The 21,427-nt window shown below is 69.3% G+C and carries 17 protein-coding genes; 11 read left to right on the top strand and 6 right to left on the bottom strand.

Annotated elements, in window-relative coordinates; all coding sequences use genetic code 11:
- Window positions 1-21 precede the first annotated feature (21 nt).
- On the top strand, window positions 22-921 hold the full coding sequence (locus MMA15_RS26455) for an NAD(P)-dependent oxidoreductase (RefSeq protein ID WP_241062678.1): 900 nt from the start codon (window positions 22-24) through the stop codon (window positions 919-921).
- Between the two features lie 60 nt (window positions 922-981).
- Here the strand turns inward: MMA15_RS26455 and MMA15_RS26450 are convergent, their stop codons facing one another.
- Window positions 982-2,082, bottom strand: coding sequence for an NAD(P)/FAD-dependent oxidoreductase (locus tag MMA15_RS26450; RefSeq protein WP_241062677.1), 1,101 nt, complete (start codon window positions 2,080-2,082; stop codon window positions 982-984).
- Between the two features lie 268 nt (window positions 2,083-2,350).
- Between MMA15_RS26450 and MMA15_RS26445 the strand changes: the two genes are divergently transcribed.
- The 6 genes from MMA15_RS26445 to MMA15_RS26420 all read left to right on the top strand — a co-directional run bounded on the left by MMA15_RS26445 (window position 2,351) and on the right by MMA15_RS26420 (window position 10,435).
- Window positions 2,351-4,249, top strand: coding sequence for a dipeptide ABC transporter ATP-binding protein (locus tag MMA15_RS26445; protein ID WP_308290595.1), 1,899 nt, complete (start codon window positions 2,351-2,353; stop codon window positions 4,247-4,249).
- Window positions 4,250-4,323: 74 nt separating this feature from the next.
- Window positions 4,324-5,919, top strand: coding sequence for an ABC transporter substrate-binding protein (locus MMA15_RS26440; protein WP_241062675.1), 1,596 nt, complete (start codon window positions 4,324-4,326; stop codon window positions 5,917-5,919).
- 8 nt (window positions 5,920-5,927) lie between these two features.
- The gene (locus MMA15_RS26435) at window positions 5,928-6,854 is read left to right on the top strand and encodes an ABC transporter permease (protein ID WP_241062674.1); all 927 of its coding nucleotides are present in this window, start codon (window positions 5,928-5,930) and stop codon (window positions 6,852-6,854) included.
- Window positions 6,851-7,696 carry an ABC transporter permease gene (locus MMA15_RS26430; protein ID WP_241062673.1) on the top strand — a complete coding sequence of 282 codons (846 nt, stop codon included), beginning with the start codon at window positions 6,851-6,853 and terminating at the stop codon, window positions 7,694-7,696. Before MMA15_RS26435 ends, MMA15_RS26430 begins: the two co-directional genes overlap by 4 nt.
- 31 nt (window positions 7,697-7,727) lie before the next feature.
- Window positions 7,728-9,083: an amidohydrolase family protein gene (locus tag MMA15_RS26425; protein ID WP_241062672.1), complete on the top strand. Its 1,356-nt coding sequence runs from the start codon at window positions 7,728-7,730 to the stop codon at window positions 9,081-9,083.
- On the top strand, window positions 9,080-10,435 hold the full coding sequence (locus MMA15_RS26420) for an MmgE/PrpD family protein (protein ID WP_241062671.1): 1,356 nt from the start codon (window positions 9,080-9,082) through the stop codon (window positions 10,433-10,435). The genes MMA15_RS26425 and MMA15_RS26420 overlap by 4 nt, the downstream gene beginning before the upstream one ends.
- A gap of 48 nt (window positions 10,436-10,483) precedes the next feature.
- On the opposite strand, the gene MMA15_RS26415 is transcribed toward MMA15_RS26420, so the two are convergent.
- Complete coding sequence (locus tag MMA15_RS26415) at window positions 10,484-11,470, bottom strand: LacI family DNA-binding transcriptional regulator (RefSeq protein ID WP_241062670.1); 987 nt, start codon at window positions 11,468-11,470, stop codon at window positions 10,484-10,486.
- 318 nt (window positions 11,471-11,788) lie between these two features.
- Here MMA15_RS26415 and rph point away from each other — a divergent pair, with 318 nt between their 5' ends.
- The 3 genes from rph to MMA15_RS26400 all read left to right on the top strand — a co-directional run bounded on the left by rph (window position 11,789) and on the right by MMA15_RS26400 (window position 16,165).
- Complete coding sequence (gene rph / locus MMA15_RS26410) at window positions 11,789-14,431, top strand: rifamycin-inactivating phosphotransferase (RefSeq protein WP_277400588.1); 2,643 nt, start codon at window positions 11,789-11,791, stop codon at window positions 14,429-14,431.
- Between the two features lie 178 nt (window positions 14,432-14,609).
- Window positions 14,610-15,608, top strand: a complete 999-nt coding sequence (locus tag MMA15_RS26405; protein ID WP_241062669.1) for an RNA polymerase subunit sigma-70 — start codon at window positions 14,610-14,612, stop codon at window positions 15,606-15,608.
- Between the two features lie 146 nt (window positions 15,609-15,754).
- Window positions 15,755-16,165 (top strand): RidA family protein, encoded by a 411-nt coding sequence (locus tag MMA15_RS26400; protein ID WP_241062668.1) that lies wholly within the window; start codon window positions 15,755-15,757, stop codon window positions 16,163-16,165.
- Window positions 16,166-16,281: 116 nt separating this feature from the next.
- On the opposite strand, the gene MMA15_RS26395 is transcribed toward MMA15_RS26400, so the two are convergent.
- From MMA15_RS26395 to MMA15_RS26380, 4 genes are all read right to left on the bottom strand, one after another.
- Window positions 16,282-18,306, bottom strand: coding sequence for an ATP-binding SpoIIE family protein phosphatase (locus tag MMA15_RS26395; protein WP_372498305.1), 2,025 nt, complete (start codon window positions 18,304-18,306; stop codon window positions 16,282-16,284).
- Window positions 18,197-19,915, bottom strand: coding sequence for a sodium:solute symporter family protein (locus tag MMA15_RS26390; RefSeq protein ID WP_241062667.1), 1,719 nt, complete (start codon window positions 19,913-19,915; stop codon window positions 18,197-18,199). The genes MMA15_RS26395 and MMA15_RS26390 overlap by 110 nt, the downstream gene beginning before the upstream one ends.
- 4 nt (window positions 19,916-19,919) lie before the next feature.
- A complete protein-coding gene (locus tag MMA15_RS26385) occupies window positions 19,920-20,126 on the bottom strand; it encodes a hypothetical protein (protein ID WP_241062666.1) in 207 nt (68 codons plus the stop codon).
- A 280-nt stretch (window positions 20,127-20,406) separates the two neighbouring features.
- The gene (locus tag MMA15_RS26380; protein ID WP_241062665.1) at window positions 20,407-20,820 is read right to left on the bottom strand and encodes a LysR substrate-binding domain-containing protein; all 414 of its coding nucleotides are present in this window, start codon (window positions 20,818-20,820) and stop codon (window positions 20,407-20,409) included.
- Between MMA15_RS26380 and MMA15_RS26375 the strand changes: the two genes are divergently transcribed.
- Window positions 20,724-21,410 carry an SLC13 family permease gene (locus tag MMA15_RS26375; protein ID WP_241062664.1) on the top strand — a complete coding sequence of 229 codons (687 nt, stop codon included), beginning with the start codon at window positions 20,724-20,726 and terminating at the stop codon, window positions 21,408-21,410. The genes MMA15_RS26380 and MMA15_RS26375 overlap by 97 nt on opposite strands.
- The last annotated feature ends 17 nt before the right edge of the window (window positions 21,411-21,427 follow it).

The following is a 21,427-nucleotide window of genomic DNA, read 5'->3' as shown; positions in this document are numbered from 1 at the left end:
CACGCGTCGAGGGGAGCCGAGATGAACGACGACACGAAGACACCGGTGGCCGTCCTCGGGCTCGGTGCCATGGGCGGGGCGATCGCCCGCCATCTGGTCACCGAGGGCTTCGCGGTCACCGGTTACGATCCCGACCCCGACGCGGCCCGGCGGGCCGTGGACGGTGGTGTCACCGCTGCGGCCGACCCGGTGGAAGCGGTCGCTCACGCCCGCTTCGTCATCACCAGCCTCCCGGATCCCGCCGCCGTCAGATCGGCGTGGGAAGGCGACCGTGGCGTCGTCGCATCCGCCGCCCAGGGCACCGTCCTGCTCGAACTCAGCACGATCGATCCCGGCACGATGACCTCGATCGCGGAACTCGCCACGGCCGCCGGGCTCCGGGTGATCGACTGTGCGGTCAGCGGCGGCCCGGACGAGGCGGCCGTGGGGAAGCTGGGTCTTCTGGTCGGCGCGGACGAGCCCGATCTGGATTACAGCAGGCCCCTGCTGGACGCCGTCGGCAGCTCGGTATCCCATACCGGCGACGTCGGCACCGGGAAGACCGTCAAGATCGTCAACAACATGATGTCGATGGGGAACGTCCTGGTGGCAGCCGAGGCGTTCGAAGTCGGCGTCGCCGCGGGAGTCGACCCCCAGCGGCTCTTCGACGTGCTGGCAGGCAGCGGCGGAAGCTCCCACCACTTCGTGAAGCGTTTTCCCTGGGTGGTCGCCGACGACCGCCGCACACGCTTCTCGATCCGGCTCGCGGACAAGGACCTCGGGCTGGCCGTGGACTTGGCGCGGTCGCTCGGCATCCCGTCACCCACCGCGTCGATGGTGCGGTCGGTCTATGCGCTCGCCATCGCCGAGGGAATGGCCGGTGAGGACATCGTCGGCCTGACGCGGCTCTACCGCCGTTGGGGCCGGCGGTCCGGCGAATGACGACCAGCCACGTTCCCTTCCCGGTGCTCTGGTCCTCCGGGTTCGACGGCGGGCGCGGTGTCAGACCGTGACGATCCGCTCCGGGCGGAACGTGGCCAGCCGTGCGTCGCGTTCGCCGTGTGCGATCTCCAGTGCCGAGAGCCTGCCGAACAGCGGCCCCATCGTTCCGCCGCTGTGCGTGACGAGCAGGTAGAGGCCGGGACGCCCTGGCACCTCGCCTACGACCGGGTGGTCGTCGCCGGGGATGGAACGGTAGGCGACGCGGGCCCCTTCGATGGCGACCCCTTCGAGTCCGGGAAGGTACTTGACCGCCCGCGCGAGGATCTCCTTGCCGATGTCCGGGACGGGGTCGACCGCACCGTCGATGGGCACCGCGTCGTCGAACTCGCTCGTACGCGCCATCACGCGTCCGGAGCCGTCGGGCCGGAAGTTGACGTCCGGGGTGTGCACCATCGCGTTCAGGACGACGGGTGCCGGACCCGTATAGATGTTGAAGCCGAGGCTCGGCGCCATGGGGAGGCCCACGCCTGCCGTCCTGACGAGCTCGTCCGACCAGCGGCCGGTGCAGACCGCCACCACGTCGGCGTCGACGGCGGTGCCGTCCGCCAGCGTGAGCCCGGTGACCTGTTCTCCCTCGGTCACCAGGGACGCGACCCGGGTGTTCGTATGGATCCTCGCCCCGTTCGCCGCGGCGGCGTGCGCCAGCACACCGGTGAGCTGTGTGAGGTCGGCCAGGCCCTCCCAGGGGTAGTACGCGACCTGTGTCACGTCGCCGGGCACCTTGAGGTACGGCTCGATCTCGGTGACGCGCTTCGGTGAGAGGAGCTCCACCGGATACCCCCACGAGCGCAGACGCTCGGCGTCGGCACGCACCTGCTCGGTCTTGTCCGGGGTGGTCCACTTCAGGTTGCCGCTCGCGTGGTACCACGGGGCGTGCCCGAACTCCCGGGCCAGCGTGGCGTATTCGGCCATGCCGCTGACGTTGAGCAGGTGGTAGGCGAAGGGCTCCTTGCCGCCGGAGTTCAGCCAGCCGGCTCCCACCGCCGACGTTCCTCCCCCGAGCCGGCCCGCCTCGTACAGCTCGACTTCCACTCCCTCGGTCGTGAGGCGGTAGGCCAGAGCTGTGCCGAGTATGCCGCCGCCGACTATTGCTGCCTTCATCACTGTTCAGCCTCCTGGGACTGGTCCCGAGCGCGCAGATGACGGGTCCGGGAACGGAAAACGATCACCGGAGAGGTTGTCCCGTCCAGTTGTGTAACTAGTTACATCACGACGGTGCGACTCGACAAGGGGTCAACTCACTTGTGAGGTGCGGGCTTCCACCCAAGTGTCAAGTTTTGCCCCTTCGCGGATAACGCGAAGGTAACGTTTGAGGGCTTGATGAAACTAGTTACACCCAAGTCTTGACGTCTCCTGTCCCAGCGTCGCAATGATGACCGGCATGCAGCGACAGCCGACGTCCATGGACGTCTCAGGCGGGCCCACCGTCGATCGGAGTCCGGTCTCACGGCGTGCCGAACCAGTGCTGACAGTGCGTGACTTGACCGTCGAGATCCGGACACAACAGGGTCTCTCGACGCCGGTGGCGAACCTCAGTTACGAACTGGCGGCGGGTGAAATCCTCGGAGTGGTGGGCGAAAGCGGCTCCGGCAAGTCCATCGGCTCGCTCGCCCTGTGCGGACTGGGGCCATCACAGGCACAGACGACAGGCTCCGTCCAGTTCCGGGGCGAAGAACTCCTCGGGCGCCGGGCCGCCGTACTCCAGCGGGTCCGCGGACGGGACATCGGCTACATCTTCCAGGACCCCCAGGCCGCCCTCAATCCGCTGATGACATGCGGTGACCAGGTCGCCGAGATCCTCCGCGCGCACAAGGGCACACCGCGCAGCCGGGGGCGACGTCGTGCGGTCGAACTCTTCGAGGCGGTGGGGCTGTCGAACCCTGCCCGGCGGGCCGGGCAGTACCCGCACGAGCTGTCCGGCGGCATGCGCCAGCGGGTGATGATCGCCATGGCGATCTGCTGCGAGCCGTCGGTCGTCGTCGCCGACGAACCGACCACCGCCCTGGACGTCGTCGTCCAGGCGCAGGTCGTCGAGCTGCTGAGGGACGTACGCGACCGCACGGGCGCGGCCATGATCTTCATCAGCCACGATCTGAACCTGGTGGGCAGCCTGGCGGACCGCATCCTCGTCATGCACGGCGGCCGCGTCATCGAGAAGGGCCCGACCGCGCGGATCGCCGAGGCCCCGAACCATCCGTATACGAAGGCGCTGCTGGCATCGACGCCGGAGCTGCTGGGACCGCGGGTGGAACGGTTCGCCGGTGTCGACGAGCGCATCTTCGAGGCCATGCGCGCTGAGGACTCCGCCGGTCCTGAGTACGCGGAGGCAGTCGCGGAGCTGCTCGCGGCGGACGCGGTGGCTCCCGAAGCCGCCGCCCCTCTGGTCCCCTCCGAGCCCCGGCAGGCGTACGACCCGGCGCCGCTCGCACCGGCGCCGCAGCCGGACGGGCCGAACACCGGCACCCGGGCTCTGCTCGACGTCCGGGATCTCAGCGTGCGGTACGGCTCGACGGGACGTCTCGGCCGCAAGACCACTCCTGTCGAGGCTGTGGCCGGTGTCAGTCTCAGCGTCGGCAGAGGGCGGATACTCGGCGTGGTCGGCGAGTCCGGGTCGGGCAAGACGACCTTGGCACGCGCACTCGTCGGCCTGGAACGCCCCAGCACTGGCACGATCACCTTCGACGGGAAGCAGGTGTTCCCGCCGCAGGGCCGCAGGCGGTATCAGCCGCCGCGGGCGATCCAGATGGTCTTCCAGGACCCGTACGCCTCGCTCAATCCACGTATGCGAGTCGTCGACCTCGTGGCCGAGGGCCTCGACGTCAACGGCGCCGTACGGACCAGCTCCGAGCGCACCGAGAGGGTCGCCGAGCTGCTGACCAGGGTCGGCATCGACCCGGGGCTGCGGCAGCGCTACCCGCACCAGTTCTCCGGCGGTCAGCGGCAGCGCATCGCCATCGCCCGCGCCCTCGCGGTCGACCCCGCCCTGCTCGTATGCGACGAAGCGGTCTCCTCGCTGGACGTCTCCATCCGCGCCCATGTCCTGAACGTGCTGGAGGCGGAGCGGCGGCGGTCGGGGCTCCCGATCGTCTTCATCGGGCACGACCTCGGCGTCATACGCCATCTCGCCGACTACACGGTCGTGATGCAGCGGGGCCGGATCGTCGAGCAGGGAGCGACGGAGGACGTGATCTTCCGCCCGGAGGACCCCTACACCCGGCAGCTCGTGGCGGCGAGCCAGTACGGGTTCGAACAGCGAAAAGCGGGCTGACCTCCCGGCACTCCCCCGCCGGATCGCCCGGCGTCTCCACTCATCTCCCATCGCACCCCGAGGAGCGATACACCGTGAACGTATCCCCGACACCGCGTTCGGCCCGTGTTCCTGGCCGCTGTCGCGCCGGTCTCGGCCGGCGCCGGTCCCTCACCGCCGCGCTGGGAGTCGCTGTGCTGGCCGCCGGTTCGCTGAGTGCGTGCACCTCCGACGGCTCGTCCGCCGAGGGCGCCGAGTGCGGCAACGGCAAGACCCTCACCGTCAATCTGCCCGAAGAGCCCACGAGTCTCGACGGCAACTACGACACCCTCGTGGTGCCGGCTCAGATCAGCGCGAACCTGTACGACGGCCTGTTCACGATGGACGCGAACCGCAAGCCGGTCCCCGGCCTGGCCACGAAGTACACCCGGCCCGACCCGAAGACGTACAGGATGGAGCTGCGCCGGGGCGTGAAGTTCCACGACGGCAGCGCCTTCACGGCCGCCGACGTCGTCAACACCTTCGACCGCATCGGCAACGACAAGAAGCTCGCCTCGAAGCAGACCTCGTACGTCAGCAACATCGACTCGGTCACCGCCGACGGCGACCACGCCGTGACGTTCAAGCTCAAGGCGCCCGACACCAGCTTCACCAAGGCCTTGGCGTCGCTGCTGTTCGTCACCCCGAAGAAGGCCGTACAGGCCGCGGGCAACGCGAAGTTCGCGACCCGGCCGGTGGGCACCGGCCCCTTCAAGTTCGTCGAGTGGGTCAAGGGCGACCACCTCACCATGGACGCCAACTGCCGCTACTGGAAGGGCAAGCCGAAGGTCAGCCGGGTGGTGTGGCGCTTCGTGAGCGAACCGGCCACGGCGCTCGCCTCGCTGGAGAGCGGCCAGACCGACATGGTGCCGTACATCTCGGCGGACCACGCACGGTCCCTGAGGTCCAAGCCCGGCTACAAGGTCACCTCCGTGCCGGGCGTACGCAACCTGTGGGTGCAGATGAACACCTCCACCGGTGCCGCCCGTGACCGGCGCGTACGGCTGGCCCTCAACTACGCCATCGACAAGGAGAAGATCGTCGACGATCTCCTCAAGGGCGGGGCGCAGCGCAGCGGTCAGCCCGCGAGCAAGCCCGTCTTCGGTTACAACCCGGACGTCGACCCTTATCCGTACGACCCGGCGAAGGCCAAGAAGCTGCTGAAGCAGGCCGGTTACGGCAGCGGTCTGAGCCTGACGCTCTACAACGACAAGCCGGTGCAGAACCTCGTCTGGCAGGCCGTCGGCGCCCAGCTCAAGGCGGTCGGCATCAAGGTCAGGCTCAAGTCCGACCTGAACTACTTCAGCAACACCTTCCTGAAGAAGAAGATGGGCGCCGACACCCTGTTCGTGCAGGGGTGTTCAAGCCTCACGCTCGACGCCGACTTCTGCATGGGCCTGACGTTCGACTCCAAGAGGCGCGGGCTCTACTACCACTCGTCCGAGACCGACCGGCTCATCTCCAAGGCCAGGGGCGAGGCGGACCCGAAGGCGCGCCAGGCGGCCTACGACGAGTTGATGGAGAAGCTGCACGACGCGGCGCCTGTCGTCTTCCTGTACTCGACGGTCGACACCTACGCGATGGCCGACGACGTGCGTTTCACTCCACGCAGCGACCAGAAGCTCTGGCTGTGGAACGCGGGCAAGGGCTGAGGGCGGCCATGACGTCAAAGATCCTTCGCCGCCTGTTCCACAGCGTTCTGGTGCTGCTGGGGCTCACGGTCGTGGTGTTCGGCCTGCTCGACCTCGGAGGCGATCCGGCGGCGCAGCTCTCGTCGCCGGACGCGACTCCCCAGGAGATCGAGGCCTTCCGCCACGAACACGGCTTCGACCGGCCGCTTCCGGTTCAGTACCTGGAGTGGCTGGGACGCGCGATCCAGGGCGACCTGGGGTTCTCCTACCGCCAAGGGGTCCCGGCGCTCAGCGTCGTCCTCGACAGCATGCCCGCGACGCTCCTGCTCATCGTCGCGTCACTCGCGGTGGCGTTCCTCGTCGCGATCCCGGCCGGAATCCTGGCCGCCGTCCGGCGAGGGTCCCGCTTCGACCGGCTGGTGATATCCGGAGCGGTCTTCACGCAGTCCCTGCCCACGTTCTGGCTCGGGATCGTGATGATCCTCTTCTTCGCGGTGAACCTGCGGTGGCTGCCGGAGTCCGGGGGCGGCGGACCGGAGTACCTCGTGATGCCGGCCGTCGCGCTGGGCGCGTTCCAAGTCGGCACCTACGCCCGTCTGCTGCGCTCCAGCATGGTGGAGGTCCTCGACTCCGAGTTCGTCCGCACCGCGCGGGCCAAGGGACTGTCCAGGCATCGAGTGGTGCTGGTGCACGCCCTGCGGAACGCCGCGATCCCGGTCATCACCGTCATCGGTCTCCAGATCGGCGAGCTGTACGGCGGGACGGTCATCACGGAGACGGTCTTCGGCTGGCCTGGGGCGAACCGGCAGGCGGTCCAGAGCATCACCGGCCATGACATGCCTGTCGTACTGGCGTACATCCTCGTCGTCGGAACGCTCGTGCTGCTGACCAACCTCGTCGTCGAGGCCCTCTACGGCGTGCTCGACGTCCGTACGCGAGACAAGGCAGCCGCATGAGCACGGCACGGGCACGGCTTCGCCGATGGCTGGTCTTCGCACCGGCCGCCGGTCTCGCGCTGATCGTCGTCATGGCCGTCTTCGCGCCGTGGCTGGCGCCGCACGACCCGGCGGCCCAGTCCCTCTCGGACCGGCTGCTGCCGCCCGTCTTCGACGGCGGCACCTGGAAGTACCCCCTCGGCACCGACGAACTCGGCCGCGACCTGCTGAGCCGCATCATCCACGGCGCCAGGGTCTCGATCGTCGTGGGACTACTCGCGGTCCTCGTGCGGATGGTGGCCGGAGTCGCGATCGGCCTCGCAGCGGGCTACTTCGGCGGTCCCCTCCGTACGGCCGTCCTGCGCCTCGGGGACGTGCAGATGGCGTTGCCCAGCCTGATCCTCGCGCTCGGCATCATCGCCGCCATCGGTCCCGGCTTCACCAACGTCGTCGTGGTCCTCGGCATCACCGGATGGATCCTCTACACGCGCCTCGTGGTCAGCCAGGTGCTGCTGATCCGAAACCTGGACTACGTCAACGGCGCACGCCTCCTCGGCGCCGGGCACGCGAGGATCCTGTTCAGACACGTGCTTCCCAACATCGCGCCCTCCGTCATCGTCTACGCCAGCCTCGACGTCGGGATGATGATGTATATGGAGGCCTCGCTGTCCTTCATCGGTCTCGGCGTCCAGCCGCCGACGCCGTCCTGGGGCAGCATGACCAGCGCCGGACAGGCCCTGCTCGCCACTCAGTGGTGGATCTCCACCTCCCCGGGCGCGGCGCTGCTGATCACCCTCGTTCTCGTCAACGTCGTCGGCGAGCAGATCCGCGATCGGCTCGATCCTCGCCTCAAGCGCTACTGACAACGACCCGCGGAAGGCGGAAGGCACTGCCATGCTCATCCTCAACAACGGCCTCATCGTCAACGGCGACGGCCGTACCGCGCCCTTCACCGGCTCGGTCGTCGTGGAAGGCGACCGCATCGCCGCCGTCGGCCCGGCCGACTACACCGGCGGCGTCGGCGACGTGGTCCTCGACGCCGGGGGCCGGCTCGTCATGCCGGGGGCCATCGACCCGCACGTCCACGCCGTCGCACCCGGTCCCCGGTTCGCGAGCGGCACGCCCGGCGTCTCCGTGGAAGAGGCCCTGGGCAATCTGCGACGGCACCTCGGCCAGGGCCATACGACGGTCGTCGACCTCGACGGCTTCAAGATCCCCGACGAGACGGCGCTGGTGCGGGTGCGGCAGCCGGTACGGGTCGAGAGCAGCACCGTGCACTTCGACCCGATGTTCGCAGCGGCGGACGCCGCGGACGGCGCCGGACTGTCCGACGCGCACCGGGCCATGACGGCACATCAGATGGCCGAGGCGGACGCCGTTGTCATCGGTGAGGTCGGTGCCGGTATGACGCTCGGCGGCGGCGGCCAGGACTACATGTACATACCGGCCGCGGTCGAGCAGGCGACGGGCGTGAAGATCCTTCCCGGGCAGGCGAAGGCCCTCAAGTACGCCGTGCTGGGCCGTCACATCCGGCCGGGCGACCCCGACCGCGCCAAGCTCGCCGAACTGCTGCAAGAGCAGGGCCTGTCCGGACGCATCGGCGTCGACAAGACGATCACGCTGATCGAGGAGTCGGTGCTTCCCAGCTTCCAGGTGGCCCTCGACGGGCTGGTGGCGTCGGCCCGGCTCGCCGTCGAACTGGGCCTGCCCACGCTGGTGCACAACTCCGCGCCATCGGACGAGGCCGCCCGCGAAGCCGCGAGCATCGCGGGGGAACTCTTCATCGGCGGCCACACCAACCACGGAACCTTCAGCGCGGAGGAGGCAGTTGAGAACGCGCGCTGGATCAGGGAACACGGAGGCTTCGTCGAGATCGACACCTTCGACGCATGGGGACGCAAGGAGCTGCACTCGGCCCCGGAGCACCTCATCGCGCTGATGCAGGAGGGCCTGGCCGACATCATGGCCACGGACTACGCCGCAGGGCACTGGGACGGCATGTTCGAAATGGTCGACGCCGTCGCCCGCGTCGGACTCGCGCCGCTGGAGCAGGCCGTCGCCATGGCCACCGGCAACGTCGGCAAAGCGCTGCCGCGGTTGGGCGCCGACCGGGGACTGCTGAAGCCCGGACAGCTCGCCGACGTCGTCGTATCCGCGGCGAAGAGCCCGGCAGACGTGCGGCTCGTCGTCGTCGGCGGGCAGGTCGCCCTGGCACGCGACGACATCGCGGCGCCGGCGGTGCCCGCATGACGACCGAGACCGGCCGGGTCAGCGGCCGGGCCACCCGTAAGGCCACCCGTCAACTGGTCGAACGCTGCCACGAGTTGGCATCCGCGCCGCTGCCGCCCGAAGTGGTACGGCGCGCACGGCACTGCGTCCTCGACCACCTCGCCTGTGCCCTCGTCGGCGCCCGGCTCGACCACGTACGGCCCAACTTCCTCGCCATGGCACCGCTCGCCGGACAGCCCGAGGCGACGACGGCCGACGGGCAGATGCGCTCTGCATTCTGCGCCGCGTATCTCAACGGGGAGTCAGCCAACGCGCTCGACTACGACGACACACTGGTCGGTCATCCGGGCGCCCCCGTCGTGGCCGCGGCGCTCGCCGCCGCCGAGCGAGCGGGAGCCACACTCGACGACCTGGTGAAAGGCGTAGTCGTCGGATACGAGGCGCACTGGCTGCTCGGGCGAGCGGCGCAGCCGTCCAGCAGCCGGGCGGGCAAGGTGCGCGCCGTGGGGCTCTTCGACGCCGTCGCCGCCTCACTCGCGGCGGCAGCGGTCACGGACGCGTCAGCCCGACGGCTCGGCCGCGTCCTGGGGTTGGCCGGGACGCAGTCCTGCGTACCGTACGTCGCCAAGTGGTACGAGCGGCCGGTGCCGAGCGTGAAGAACAACCTGGGATGGAGCGCCGCGTCGGCCGTGCTGGCGGTCGATCTCGCCGACTCCGGCGCGGTCGGCCTGCCCGACCTCCTCGACGGACCGGCCGGGTTCTGGCTGATGGCGGGCAGCGATCGCTGGCGCTGGGACGGCACACTGGCGGAGACCACCGAACCCGCGGTGATGCGGGCCGGGTTCAAGCGATTCCCCGCGTGCTGGCACGTGCAGCAGTATCTGGTCGCGCTCCAGTCCGTCCTGCGACGTGCCGACGAGGGACGCAGCGTTCGGCACATCCGGATCGACGGCCCCCTGGATCTACAGAAGTTCGCCGAGCCGCGGATCAGCGGGCCCGCCGACGTCGCCTTCAGCATCCGTACGCTGAGCGCCCTGCTGGCCGGAGGGGTCGAGCCCGGTCCGGCATGGGTACGCCCGGACCTCGTCGCATCGGCCTCGGCGCCGGCAGGCCAGGTGTCGGTGTCGCGCACTCGCCATCGCGCTGTCACCGTGACCTTCGACGACGCACGGGTCCAGCACCGCACTGTGCCCAGGTCGGACTCGGCCCGCCCGCACCCCTTCGGTCTCACCGAGAGCGAAGTACGTGCCAAGTTCGACCGTCTCGTGTCGCCGCTGCTGGGCGCCGACTCGGCACGCGCACTCCGGGGCTCAGTGATCGACTCCGACGGTTCTCTGCCGCTCTCCAGGCTGACCGAGGCGATGCGTCGTTGAGCAGTGCGCGGGCGCAGTCCGTGCGAGCGGTACGTGGGAGCGGTCCGCTCACCCGGACTCGCCGCACGACGTGCGGGCGATCAGCTCCGGTTCGAAGGTGAGCTGTACCGCCTCGCCGGGGTTCTCGACGATGAGTTCGGCCGCCTTCTGCCCCATCCGGTGCGACGGCTGCCCGATCACCGTGACACCCAGCGCAGGGGCCCAGGCGAAGTCGTCCATCGTCAGAAACCCGATGTCGTCCGGGATCGCCAGCCCGCGGCTCGTCAGCGCGGAGTGGACGGCGACGGTACGCCGCCCGGTGAGGCACACGATCGCGTCCACCGACGTGCGGTGTTCCAGCAACGCCCCCACGGCAGCGCTGACTTGCTCGTTGTCGTCCACCGATGTCACGGCGTCCCCGGGCAGTTCGAGACCCGCCTCGGCAAGCCCCTGCCGTAGCCCCTCGGTGCGTCCGTGCTGCGAAGGCCGCCCCCCGGAGGTGATCACGCCCACCGAACGCCTGCCGCACGAGATCAAGTGCTCCGCCATCAGCCGTCCGGCGGCGCGGTTGTCCAGGGCCACGGAGTGCAGTCGGGGCGGCGGGTCCTGCACCGACCGCGCGACGACGACACACGGCGTCCCGCCCGCGGCCATCCGGCGCGTCCTGTCGTCGGTGGCCTCGACGGTGGTGACGATCAGGCCGCGCACCCGCTGCTCGTTCATCGTCCGGATCTGCGCCGCACCGCTGCCTGCATGGCGGAAGGTGCTGGCGAACATCACCAAGCTGTCGTTGGCGTCGGCGACCTCGTCGATTCCGCGCATGAGACCGAGGTAGAACGGGCTGGTGAGATCGTCGATGACCACCCCGATCGTGCTGGAGCGTCCGGCGAAGATGCTCTTGGTGAGCGCGTTCGGCGAGTAGTCGAGCCGGTCGACGGCGGCCCACACTTTGGCGGCGGTCGCCTCCTTCACGGCGCCGCCGTTGAGAACCCGCGAAACCGTCGCGACAGACACCCCGGCCACCGCCGCCACGTCGCCGATGGTTGCTCGCTTCACCTTTCGTCCCTCCCACCACGCCGGTCAGGCAGTTATACGCCTGCCGTCGTGGACAACCAACTCAGCCGGTGATGACTGGCGGGAACGCGCGGGAGCGGCCGGGTGCGTCAGCGCGTCGCCGGCCCCGGACGAATACACGCGGGAGCTGACCGAAATCGGCCCTTATACGCGGTTCAGACGAAAAAAGAAAAGGCAAGGAGTCAAGTTCTCCCTGCCGTTTTCAACTTATAGCACACAGGGGGGCTTGCGGCAAGGCCCGGTTCGTGACGCAGAATCCTCCGGCCGAAGGCAGAACCGAAGCATGGGGGGAAGTAACGAATGCGTGATACCGACAGCAATGTGGCGAGGCCTTTTCCGTCCGATTGTTACGTGCTGGATTTCCAGGAGATCGGCCGGGCGCAGGCCGCAATGGCCGGCGGCAAGGGGACGAATCTGGGGGAGCTTTCGCGGATCGAAGGCATCAATGTGCCGGACGGCTACTGCGTGACGACGGACGCCTTCCGGCGGGTCATTGCGGAGGCACCGTCGATCGGCGACCGGCTCGACAAGCTGTCGCGTCTGGCCCCGGACGACCGGGACGCGATCCACGCGCTCAGCGCGGAGATCCGCAGCAGCGTCGAGGAGATCCCCGTTCCCGACGATCTGGCTGCGGCGATCACGCGGCCCATCGCGCGGCTCGGCGAGGACGCGGCCTACGCCGTCCGCTCCAGCGCGACCGCAGAGGACCTGCCGACAGCCTCATTCGCGGGGCAGCAGGACACGTATCTGAACGTCATCGGCCCGTCGGCGGTCCTCAAGCACGTAGGCCGGTGCTGGGCATCGCTCTTCACCGAGCGTGCCGTGACCTACCGCCTGCGGAACGGCTTCGACCATCGCCGGGTCGGCATGGCGGTGATCGTGCAGCGGATGGTCTCCTCGGACGCCGCCGGAATCCTTTTCACGGCCGATCCCGTCACGTCGAACCGCAAGGTCGCCTCCGTGGAGGCCGGCTTCGGCCTCGGCGAAGCCTTGGTCTCCGGCCTGGTGAACGCGGACTCCTACAAGGTGCGCGACGGCGAAGTGATCGACAAGACGATCGCTGCCAAACATCTGGCCGTACACGCCTCGCCGGAAGGCGGAACGCGGGAACGCGCCATCGACCCGGACTCGCAGGAGCTGCCGGCGCTGACCGATGCGCAGGCAGTGCACCTCACGGAGTTGGGCCGCCGGATCGAGGCGCACTTCGGCAACCCACAGGACGTCGAATGGTGCCTGGCCGACGGTGACTTCCAGATCGTCCAGAGCCGGCCGATCACCACGCTCTTCCCCGTTCCGGCGGCCGGGGACGGCGAGAACCACGTCTACGTCTCCGTCGGTCACCAGCAGATGATGACCGACGCGATGAAGCCCCTGGGCCTGTCGATGTGGCAGCTGACGACGCCACTGCCCATGGCCGAGGCGGGCGGGAGGCTGTTCGTCGACGTCACCGCACGCCTGGCGTCGCCTGGAAGCCGCGACGGGCTCCTGGACCTCATGGGGAAGTCCGATCCGCTGACGCGGGACGCGTTGCAGACCGTCCTCGACCGCGGCGACTTCGTGCCGTCGCTCCCTGACGAGGGCTCCGGGGGACCGGTCTCCCCGCTCCCCGATGTCACATCGGCTCCGATCGAGAACGATCCGGCGATCGTCGCCGAGCTGATCGCCCGCAACGAGGCGTCCGTCGCGGCCGTCAGGCGCGGCATCCGGACGAAGTGCGGACCGGAGCTGTTCGACTTCATCCTGGAGGACCTCCAGGAGCTGCGGCGGCTGTTGTTCGAGCCGCGGAGCTTCCAGGCGATCATGGCGGGGATGGACGCGACGTGGTGGCTCAACGAGCACCTGAAGACGTGGCTGGGCGAGGAGAATCCCGCCGACACGCTCACGCAGTCCGTCCCCCACAACGTCACCTCGGAGATGGGGCTCGCGCTCCTGGACGTCGCAGACGTGATCCGCCCCCATCCGGAGGTGGTGGCCTTTCTGCGAGACGTCGAAGACGAAGGCTTCCTCGACGAGCTGCCCGGCCTTGCGGGCGGACGGGAAGCCAGGGACGCGATCCTGGCCTACCTCGAGAAGTACGGCATGCGCTGCGCCGGCGAGATCGACATCACGAGGCCCCGTTGGAGCGAGCGCCCCACCACACTCCTGCCCGTGCTTCTCGGCAACATCGGGAACTTCGAGCCGGGCGCCGGCGAGCGCCGATTCGAACAGGGGCGGCAGGAGGCGTGGAAGAAGGAGCAGGAACTGCTGGAGCGCCTTCGGGCCCTTCCGGACGGAGAGCGCAAGGCCGAGGAGACCAAGCAGGCGATCGACCGCCTCCGCATATTCATCGGGTACCGGGAGTATCCCAAGTACGGGATGATCAGCCGCTACTTCGTCTACAAGCAGGCCCTGCTGAAAGAGGCCGAGCGCCTTGTGCGGGCCGGGGTGCTTCGTGAGCCGGAGGACGTCTACTACCTCACGTTCCAGGAGCTGCAAGACGTCGTACGGACAAGCGAGGCGGACGACGAACTCATCCGCCGGCGCCGGGAGGCATTCAGGGCGTACCAGACGCTCACGCCGCCCCGGGTGCTGACGTCGGAGGGCGAGGCCGTCGCCGGTGCGTACCGGCGCGAAGACGTACCGGAGGGCGCGCTTGTCGGGTTGCCGGTCTCCACCGGAAGCGTCGAGGGGCGTGCCCGCGTGATCCTGAACATGGCGGAGGCCGATCTCGCCGCAGGCGACATCCTGGTCACATCCTGTACGGACCCGAGCTGGTCGCCCCTGTTCGTCGCGATCAAGGGCCTTGTGACGGAGGTGGGCGGCCAGATGACCCATGGCGCGGTCATCGCCCGGGAGTACGGTTTGCCGGCGGTCGTGGGGGTGGAGCACGCCACCCGGCTGATCCGGGACGGGCAGCGAATCCGCGTCAACGGAACAGGCGGGTATGTCGAGATCCTGCCCTAGGCTCCGAGCGCCTTGATGCCGGGGTCTTCGGCGAGGCGTCGCGGACGGCCGACAGCACGTCCTGCTCCGCCACGGGTCCGTGACCGGACCAGCCATGCCGACCGGCCCCGGTGATGAGTTGTCGCGCCCGCACCCGTCACACCTACGACGGGACACACCACGAGCGGAGGATGACGTGATGAGTGCGGACACGCGGCTGGAGGAGCTGGGCGTGAGCGGGCTGGGCGACGTCGACGAGCCGGCGTTCTCGGGGCTGGCGGAGCGGCACCGACGGGAGCTGCACGTGCACTGCTACCGGATGCTCGGGTCGTTCGAGGACGCCGAGGACACCGTGCAGGAGACGTTCCTTCGTGCCTGGCGGCGGCGGGAGACCTTCGAGGGGCGGTCGACGTTCCGGGCCTGGCTGTACCGGATCGCCACCAACGCCTGCCTGGACCTGCTTGCCAAGCGCCGCCCGGAGCCGGCGACCGGCGGCGAGGTGCTGTGGCTGCAACCGTATCCGGACCGGCTGCTCGACGAGCTGCCCGCGGGTGACGCGGACGAGCCGGAGACCGTCGCCGTAGCGCGGGAGACGATCGAGCTGGCGTACCTGGTGGCAGTCCAGCACCTCGCGCCGCGCCCGCGGGCCGTGCTGATCCTGCGGGACGTGCTCGGCTGGCCGGCGAAGGACGTCGCGGAGCTCCTCGGGGACTCCGTCAACTCCGTGAACAGCGCGCTTCAGCGGGCCCGAGCCGGCATGCGGGAGCACCTGCCCGCAGAGCGGCAGGACTGGACCGGCGGCGAGGAGGACACGGGGACGCGTGAGCTGGTGCGCCGCTATACCGACCTCAGCGTGGCCACGGACATCGACGGGATCGCCGCACTGCTGCGGGACGACGTCCGCTGCTCGATGCCGCCCACGCCGGGCCTGCACATCGGCCGCGACGCGGTGGTGAACGACTGGATCGAGAGCGGCTTCGAGGGCATGAAGCACCTGCGCGCCGTCCTCACCTCCGTGAACCGGCAGCCCGCCGTCGCCTTCTACCTCTGGCGGAAGCGTGAGGGCGCCTACCTGCCGCTGACGATCGACGTCCTGCGCATCACCGGCGGCGCGATCACGGAGATCGTCACCTTCCACGACGACCGGTTCCCACGGCTCGGGCTGCCGGAGCGACTGCCGCCGGACGGCAACGGCTAGGCGGTGTCTCTTCGTTCACGTGAGATCCATTGGGCGGCTGACGGCAGCGGTCCGTCACGGGAGTCGACAGCCAGAAAACGCCTCGAACGCGGAGCCGACCTTTGAGAAGGTCCTGGGTGGCCCGGAACTGCTGCGAAAGGAAGCCCGTGCCGCGTGCCGTCACATTGATCCGCTCTGCCTCCCTGTCCGATGTCGCGGAGTACGCCTACGCGGCCACCGCCCCGGCCGAGTCGCGGCTGATCTTCCTGGCCGGAGCATGTCCTCTCAACGAGGACGGGTCCACTGCGGCGATCGGGGACTTCGCGGGGCAGGCGGCCAAGGCTGTGGAGAACATGCGGACCGCTCTGACGGACTCCGGCGCGTCACTGCACGACGTCATCAGCACCCGCGTTCTCGTCGCCTCCCACCGGCAGGAGGACCTGGTGACGGCGTGGGAGGTCGTCCGGGACGCGTTCGGCGAACACGACGTGCCCAGCACATTGATGGGTGTCACCGTGCTCGGCTATGACGGCCAGCTCGTAGAGATCGAAGCCATTGCCGCCGTGCTCGACTCCTGAGCCGGCGGGCGGTCCCTGCCGGGGGGGACCGACCGCCCCGCATCGGTTCTGGGTCACGATCGGAGCCAGGCGAGGAGGGCGGCAGCGGGGACGGCGCCGAGAAAGACGTACCCGCGTCAGCCGCCGTGCGACTCCGGCACCGTCTGCTCGGCCCAGATGACCTTGCCGTCCTCGGTGTAGCGCGTGCCCCAGCGTTCGGCGAACTGGGCCACCAGGAACAGGCCGCGTCCGCCCTCGTCCATGGTGGCGGCGTAGCGCAGATGCGGTGAGGTGCTGCTGTGGTCGAAGACCTCGCAGTAGAGCGTGCGATCGCGCAGCAGCCGCACTTTGATCGCCCCTTCGCCGTGGCGCATGGCGTTGGTGATCAGTTCGCTGAGGATCAGTTCCGTGGTGTCCATCAGCTCCTCCAGCCCCCACTCTGCGAGGAGTTCGGTGACTGCGGCACGTACGCGGCGAACGGCGGCGGGGTCCGGTTCCAGTTCCCACTCGGCGACCTGGCTCGCGCTCAGCACCTGCGTGCGGGCGACGAGCAGCGCGATGTCGTCACTCTGGGATTCCGGGAGCAGCGCGTCGAGTACGGCGTCGCAGGTCCGCTCGGGCGCCTGGTCCGCGTGCGCCAGGGTCTCGCGGAGCAGCCGGAGCCCGGTGTCGATGTCCTGGTCGCGGCGCTCGACGAGGCCGTCGGTGAACAGGACGAGTCTGCTGCCCTCGGGGAGCCGCAACTCCGTTGCTTCGAAGGGCAGTCCGCCGATGCCGAGGGGCAGGCCGGAGGGTACCTCCAGGAACTCCACCCTCCCGTCGGAGTGCGCGAGCGCGGGCGTCGGATGACCTGCCCTGGCCATGGCGCACATGCGGGAGACGGAGTCGTAGACGGCGTACAGGCAGGTGGCGCCCGCGACGGTGGTGTCGTCGCCGGCCGTGGCCGCGTCCTGGTCGATGCGGGCCACCAACTCGTCGAGGTGGCCGAGGAGTTCGTCGGGAGGAAGGTCGAGGGCGGAGAAGTTGTGCACGGCGGTGCGCAGCCGCCCCATGGTGGCGGCGGCGTGCAGCCCGTGTCCGACGACGTCGCCCATGACCAGTGCGACCCTGGCGCCGGGCAGCGGGATGACGTCGAACCAGTCGCCGCCGACGCCCGCCTGCGCGGGAAGGTAGCGGGAGGCGACCTCGACGGCGTTCTGTGCGGGCAGCGCGCGGGGCAGCAGGCTCCGTTGCAGGGACACGGCCATGCCGTGCTCGCGGGTGTAGCGGCGTGCGTTGTCGAGGGAGACGGCGGCGCGTGCGGCCAGTTCGGACGCGAGGAAGAGATCGTCCTGCTCGAAGGGCTCGGGCTTCTCCGAGCGCCAGAAGTTGACGACGCCCAGCAGCACTCCGCGGGCGGGCAGCGGCGCCGTGATCAGCGAGTGGATGCCGTAGTCGAGGATGCGGTCGGCCCGCACCTGGTCCACCGCCTGCCACCCGCGGGACTCACCCAGACGAGGCACCAGCACGGCCTGTCCGCTTTCGATGCTGCGCACGGGAGGCGAAGTCGGCACGAAAGTGATCAGGCCGCCGGTCGCGAAGAGAGGCGCGTCGTCGCGGATGCCGTTGGAGGCCAGGCGCCTCATCTGCACGGAACCGTTGTGGGTGTAGATGCTGGAGCCGTTTACGCCCGGCTCGTCGCCCCGCAGCACGGACTCGGCCAGTTCCACGGTGACGAAGTCGGCGAAGCGGGGGACGGCGACCTGCGCCAGCTCCTCCGCCGTACGCGTCACATCGAGAGTCGTGCCGATGCCCCCGGTCGCATCGTAGAGCAACTTCAGCCGCCGCCGGACCAGTTCGACCCGCTGCGACGCCTCACCGATCATCTCCATCACGTCATCGGTGTCGATGTGCTCCTCTCCGGCCACCGCGTCGACCGCGAGCCGCGCGGACGCCGCGCCGACCGAGCCGGCGAGCTGGGCTTCGGCGTGGTGGACCAGTTCGGGGGCCGCTTCGGCGCCCGGTGACTCGGGCCGGGTTCCCGAGTAGGAACGCAGCGCCCGCTGTGCCCCGTCACGGCCGAGGAAGCGCTCCAGCAGCGCATCCAGCTCGCCGACCGTGGCACGGACCTGCCAGCGCCGCCGCTCCCTGACGGGCTCCGCGAGAACCTCCACGAACTGCATGGCCGACGCCCGCTCCGAGGCGTTCGGCCGGCCGGCGAGGGAGGGAGACCGCGACATACCCGCCGATGTTCACCAGCGCACTCCAGAACATCGCGTGGCTGATGGGGTCCATCCCTTCCAGCCCGAACAGGTGCTGCGGCCGGAGCAGTTCGATGCCGAACGGGCCATCACGCAGATACGAGGACGGCAGCAGTCCGGCGTCGGCGAAGCTCGGCAGCAGCAGCGTGTACGCCCACACCGCGAACCCCGCCACAAGACCGGCCAGCACGCCACTGCGGGTGCCGCCCTTCCAGAACAGGCCGCCCAGGATCGCCGGCGCGAACTGCGCCACCGCCGCGAACGACACCGTGCCGATCGATCCCAGCGCCGAACCCTCCCCGGCGAGCCGGAAGTACGTATAGCCCAGCAGCAGCACCAGCACGATGGTCACCCGGCGGATGCCCAGCACCAGCCCGGCGACGTCGGTCTGGTGCGCCAGCCGGGACCTGGTGTGCAGCAGCAGGGGCATGACGAGCGAGTTCGACACCATGGTGCTGAGCGCGACCGTCTCGACGATGATCATGCCGGTCCCCGCGCTGATGCCGCCGATGAAGGCGAGCAGCGCGAGTACCTGCGGCCCGTCGGCCATCGGCAGCGCCAGTACGTAGGTGTCGGCGTCGACGGACTTACCGAACCGCAGCAGCCCCCCGGCCGCGATCGGAAGCACGAAGAAGGTGATCGCGAGCAGATACAGCGGGAAGAGCCACATCGCCCGCTTGAGGTGCCCCTCGTCGACGTTCTCGACGACGATCATCTGCCACTGCCGGGGCAGCAGCACGATCGCCAGCATGGACAGCACATTGAGCCAGATCCACTCGCCGTACCCGGTCTTCTCCCGCACCGTGAACAGCTCGGTGAGGTCGGCGTCCGCCGCCTGTGAGAAGAGGTCGCCGAACCCGCCGAACGCCCAGAAGGTCACGAAGATCCCGACCGACAGGAACATCACGAGCTTGACCACGGACTCGAACGCGATGGCGGCGACGATGCCCTCATGCCGTTCGGTGGTGTCCAGGTGGCGGGTGCCGAAGAGGATGGTGAACGCGGCCAGCAGCAGCGCCACATAGAAGCCGGTGTCCTGGAACAGCGGGATGTGGCCCAGCTCCGAGGTCGAAGTGATCTTGGGGTGGCGGCGAAGGATCTCGAAGGTGTTGGAGATCGCTTTGAGCTGAAGCGAGATGTAGGGAACGATCCCGACGACGGCGATGATCGTCACCACGCCGCCCAGCGCGGCGCTCTTGCCGTAGCGGGCGGAGACGAAGTCGGCGAGCGAGGTGATCCGCAGCCTTCGGCTGACCCGGATGATCCTGCGCAACACCAGCCAGCCGAGGGCGAACATCAGCATCGGGCCCAGATAGACCGACAGGAAGCCGACCCCGGATGTGGCTGCGGTGCCCACGTTGCCGTAGAAGCCCCATGCGGTCTCGTACACCGCGAGGGACAGCGCGTAGACGGTGGCGTTGTTGATCACGCTCCGGCCGGTGTCTGCCCGCCGGTCCGCCCAGGAGGCCACAGCGAAGAGCAGACCGAGGTATCCCACCGAGACGACGACGATGACCCAGGTCTGGAGCACGGCACTACCTCGATCTGCCGCCGAGGACGGCGACCAGGCCGATCACGACCGCCCAGACGATATAGAGGTACGCCCAGAGCACCGGGACGCCGAAGACCCGGTCCGGGCGGTCGAACTGCGTGAGCAACGGCGGAATGATCAGCACCAGGCCCAGCGCCGCCACGGCCACCAGGCGCCCGGCGAGTTGGTCGTCGTCTCTCGACTGCGCCACGGGCTGCCTCCGCATCCTCGATGTCACGCCGTGGACGGCCACGTATGTCCAGTGCGATGACGCCGGCCGGCACCGCCATGACCAGCGATCTGCCCAGTCCAACACGGCTTCGAGACGCGCCGAAGACTGCCACGCCCACCGGGGTGACCTGCGTACTCGGCGGGCTGCCAGCCATTCGCCGTGCCGACGGAGGCCACACACGAACGGGACCCGCACACGGGCTGCTGAGGGACCGGGTGCTGACCTGGGCGTTCGGGGGCACGGCCTGCTACCGGGGCCGCTACTCCGTCAACTCGTCGGCTCTGGCCCGTATCAGCCGCCGCACGATGAGGGCGGACGGCGAGGGCAGCCCGTCCTGACGCTGGGTCAGGCACAGGTGAACGGGGTCCGCGTCGCGCAGCGGCAGCCAGACGAGTCCGTTGATGTCGGCCGAGGTCTCGAACCCGGCGAGGAGGCCGAGTCCGGCGCCTCGCGCCACCATCACCTTGACGGTGCGCGCCGACATGGCCTGGACGACCACGTCGGGGTCGGCCACGTGCCGGTGCAGCATCTCCCACATCACGGTGCCCGTGCCGCCCGGTCGAGGGTGCCTCTCCTGTGGGCACCTCAGGAGAGCCGCAGGAGGCGCCCCGTCCGTACAGCGCGGCGGAGGGCACCGAGACGGCAGGCGCCCAACCGTCCTCCGAAGCGACACCGGGCGGCCGTGGAACCCGCGTCCTCACGGTGCTCTGCCTGCTCGCCGTCGTCGTACTCTCGGTCGGCTTCGAGATGAACGTGGGCTACCTCGGCCTGACAGCCGCGCTGATTCTGCAACTGGTGCTACGGCTGAAGCCCGGAGCGATCGTCTCGCGAATCCCGTGGGGCGTGGTGCTGCTGATCGGCGGCCTGCTGACGTACGTGGGTCTGATGGAGGATCTCGGTGCGTTCAAGCAGATCAGCGAGCTGCTGAAGGTCCATGGGTCGCCGGTGCTCAGCCTGCTGGTGCTCTGCTACATAGCGGGCATCACATCGTTCGCCGCCAGCTCCGTCGCGGTGTTCGTGACGACCATGCCGCTGCTGCCTCCGCTGGTGGCCGACGGCGTCTCACCTGTCGGCGGCGTACTCGCCCTGGCGCTGGCCTCGGTACTCGTCGACATAAATCCGCTCGGCATCACCGGCGGCCTGATCCTGGGAGCGGCCGAACCGTCGGTGCGGCCTCGCCTGTTCCGCCAGCTTCTCACCTACGGCGTCGTGTCGATCGTCGTCGCACCCTTCCTCGCCTGGCTGGCGTTCGGCTGGTGGTGAGCGCGCCTCACCGCCCC

This window comes from Streptomyces marispadix (assembly GCF_022524345.1).
GTDB lineage: Bacteria > Actinomycetota > Actinomycetes > Streptomycetales > Streptomycetaceae > Streptomyces > Streptomyces marispadix.
This window is presented reverse-complemented; position numbering and strand designations above follow the sequence as displayed.

Coding starts and splice junctions, on each gene's coding strand:
- MMA15_RS26455 (WP_241062678.1), top strand. CDS start 22: ATGAACGACGACACGAAGACACCGGTGGCCGTCCTCGGGCTCGGTGCC.
- MMA15_RS26450 (WP_241062677.1), bottom strand. CDS start 2,082: ATGAAGGCAGCAATAGTCGGCGGCGGCATACTCGGCACAGCTCTGGCC.
- MMA15_RS26445 (WP_308290595.1), top strand. CDS start 2,351: ATGATGACCGGCATGCAGCGACAGCCGACGTCCATGGACGTCTCAGGC.
- MMA15_RS26435 (WP_241062674.1), top strand. CDS start 5,928: ATGACGTCAAAGATCCTTCGCCGCCTGTTCCACAGCGTTCTGGTGCTG.
- MMA15_RS26430 (WP_241062673.1), top strand. CDS start 6,851: ATGAGCACGGCACGGGCACGGCTTCGCCGATGGCTGGTCTTCGCACCG.
- MMA15_RS26425 (WP_241062672.1), top strand. CDS start 7,728: ATGCTCATCCTCAACAACGGCCTCATCGTCAACGGCGACGGCCGTACC.
- MMA15_RS26420 (WP_241062671.1), top strand. CDS start 9,080: ATGACGACCGAGACCGGCCGGGTCAGCGGCCGGGCCACCCGTAAGGCC.
- rph (WP_277400588.1), top strand. CDS start 11,789: ATGCGTGATACCGACAGCAATGTGGCGAGGCCTTTTCCGTCCGATTGT.
- MMA15_RS26405 (WP_241062669.1), top strand. CDS start 14,610: ATGAGTGCGGACACGCGGCTGGAGGAGCTGGGCGTGAGCGGGCTGGGC.
- MMA15_RS26395 (WP_372498305.1), bottom strand. CDS start 18,306: ATGCAGTTCGTGGAGGTTCTCGCGGAGCCCGTCAGGGAGCGGCGGCGC.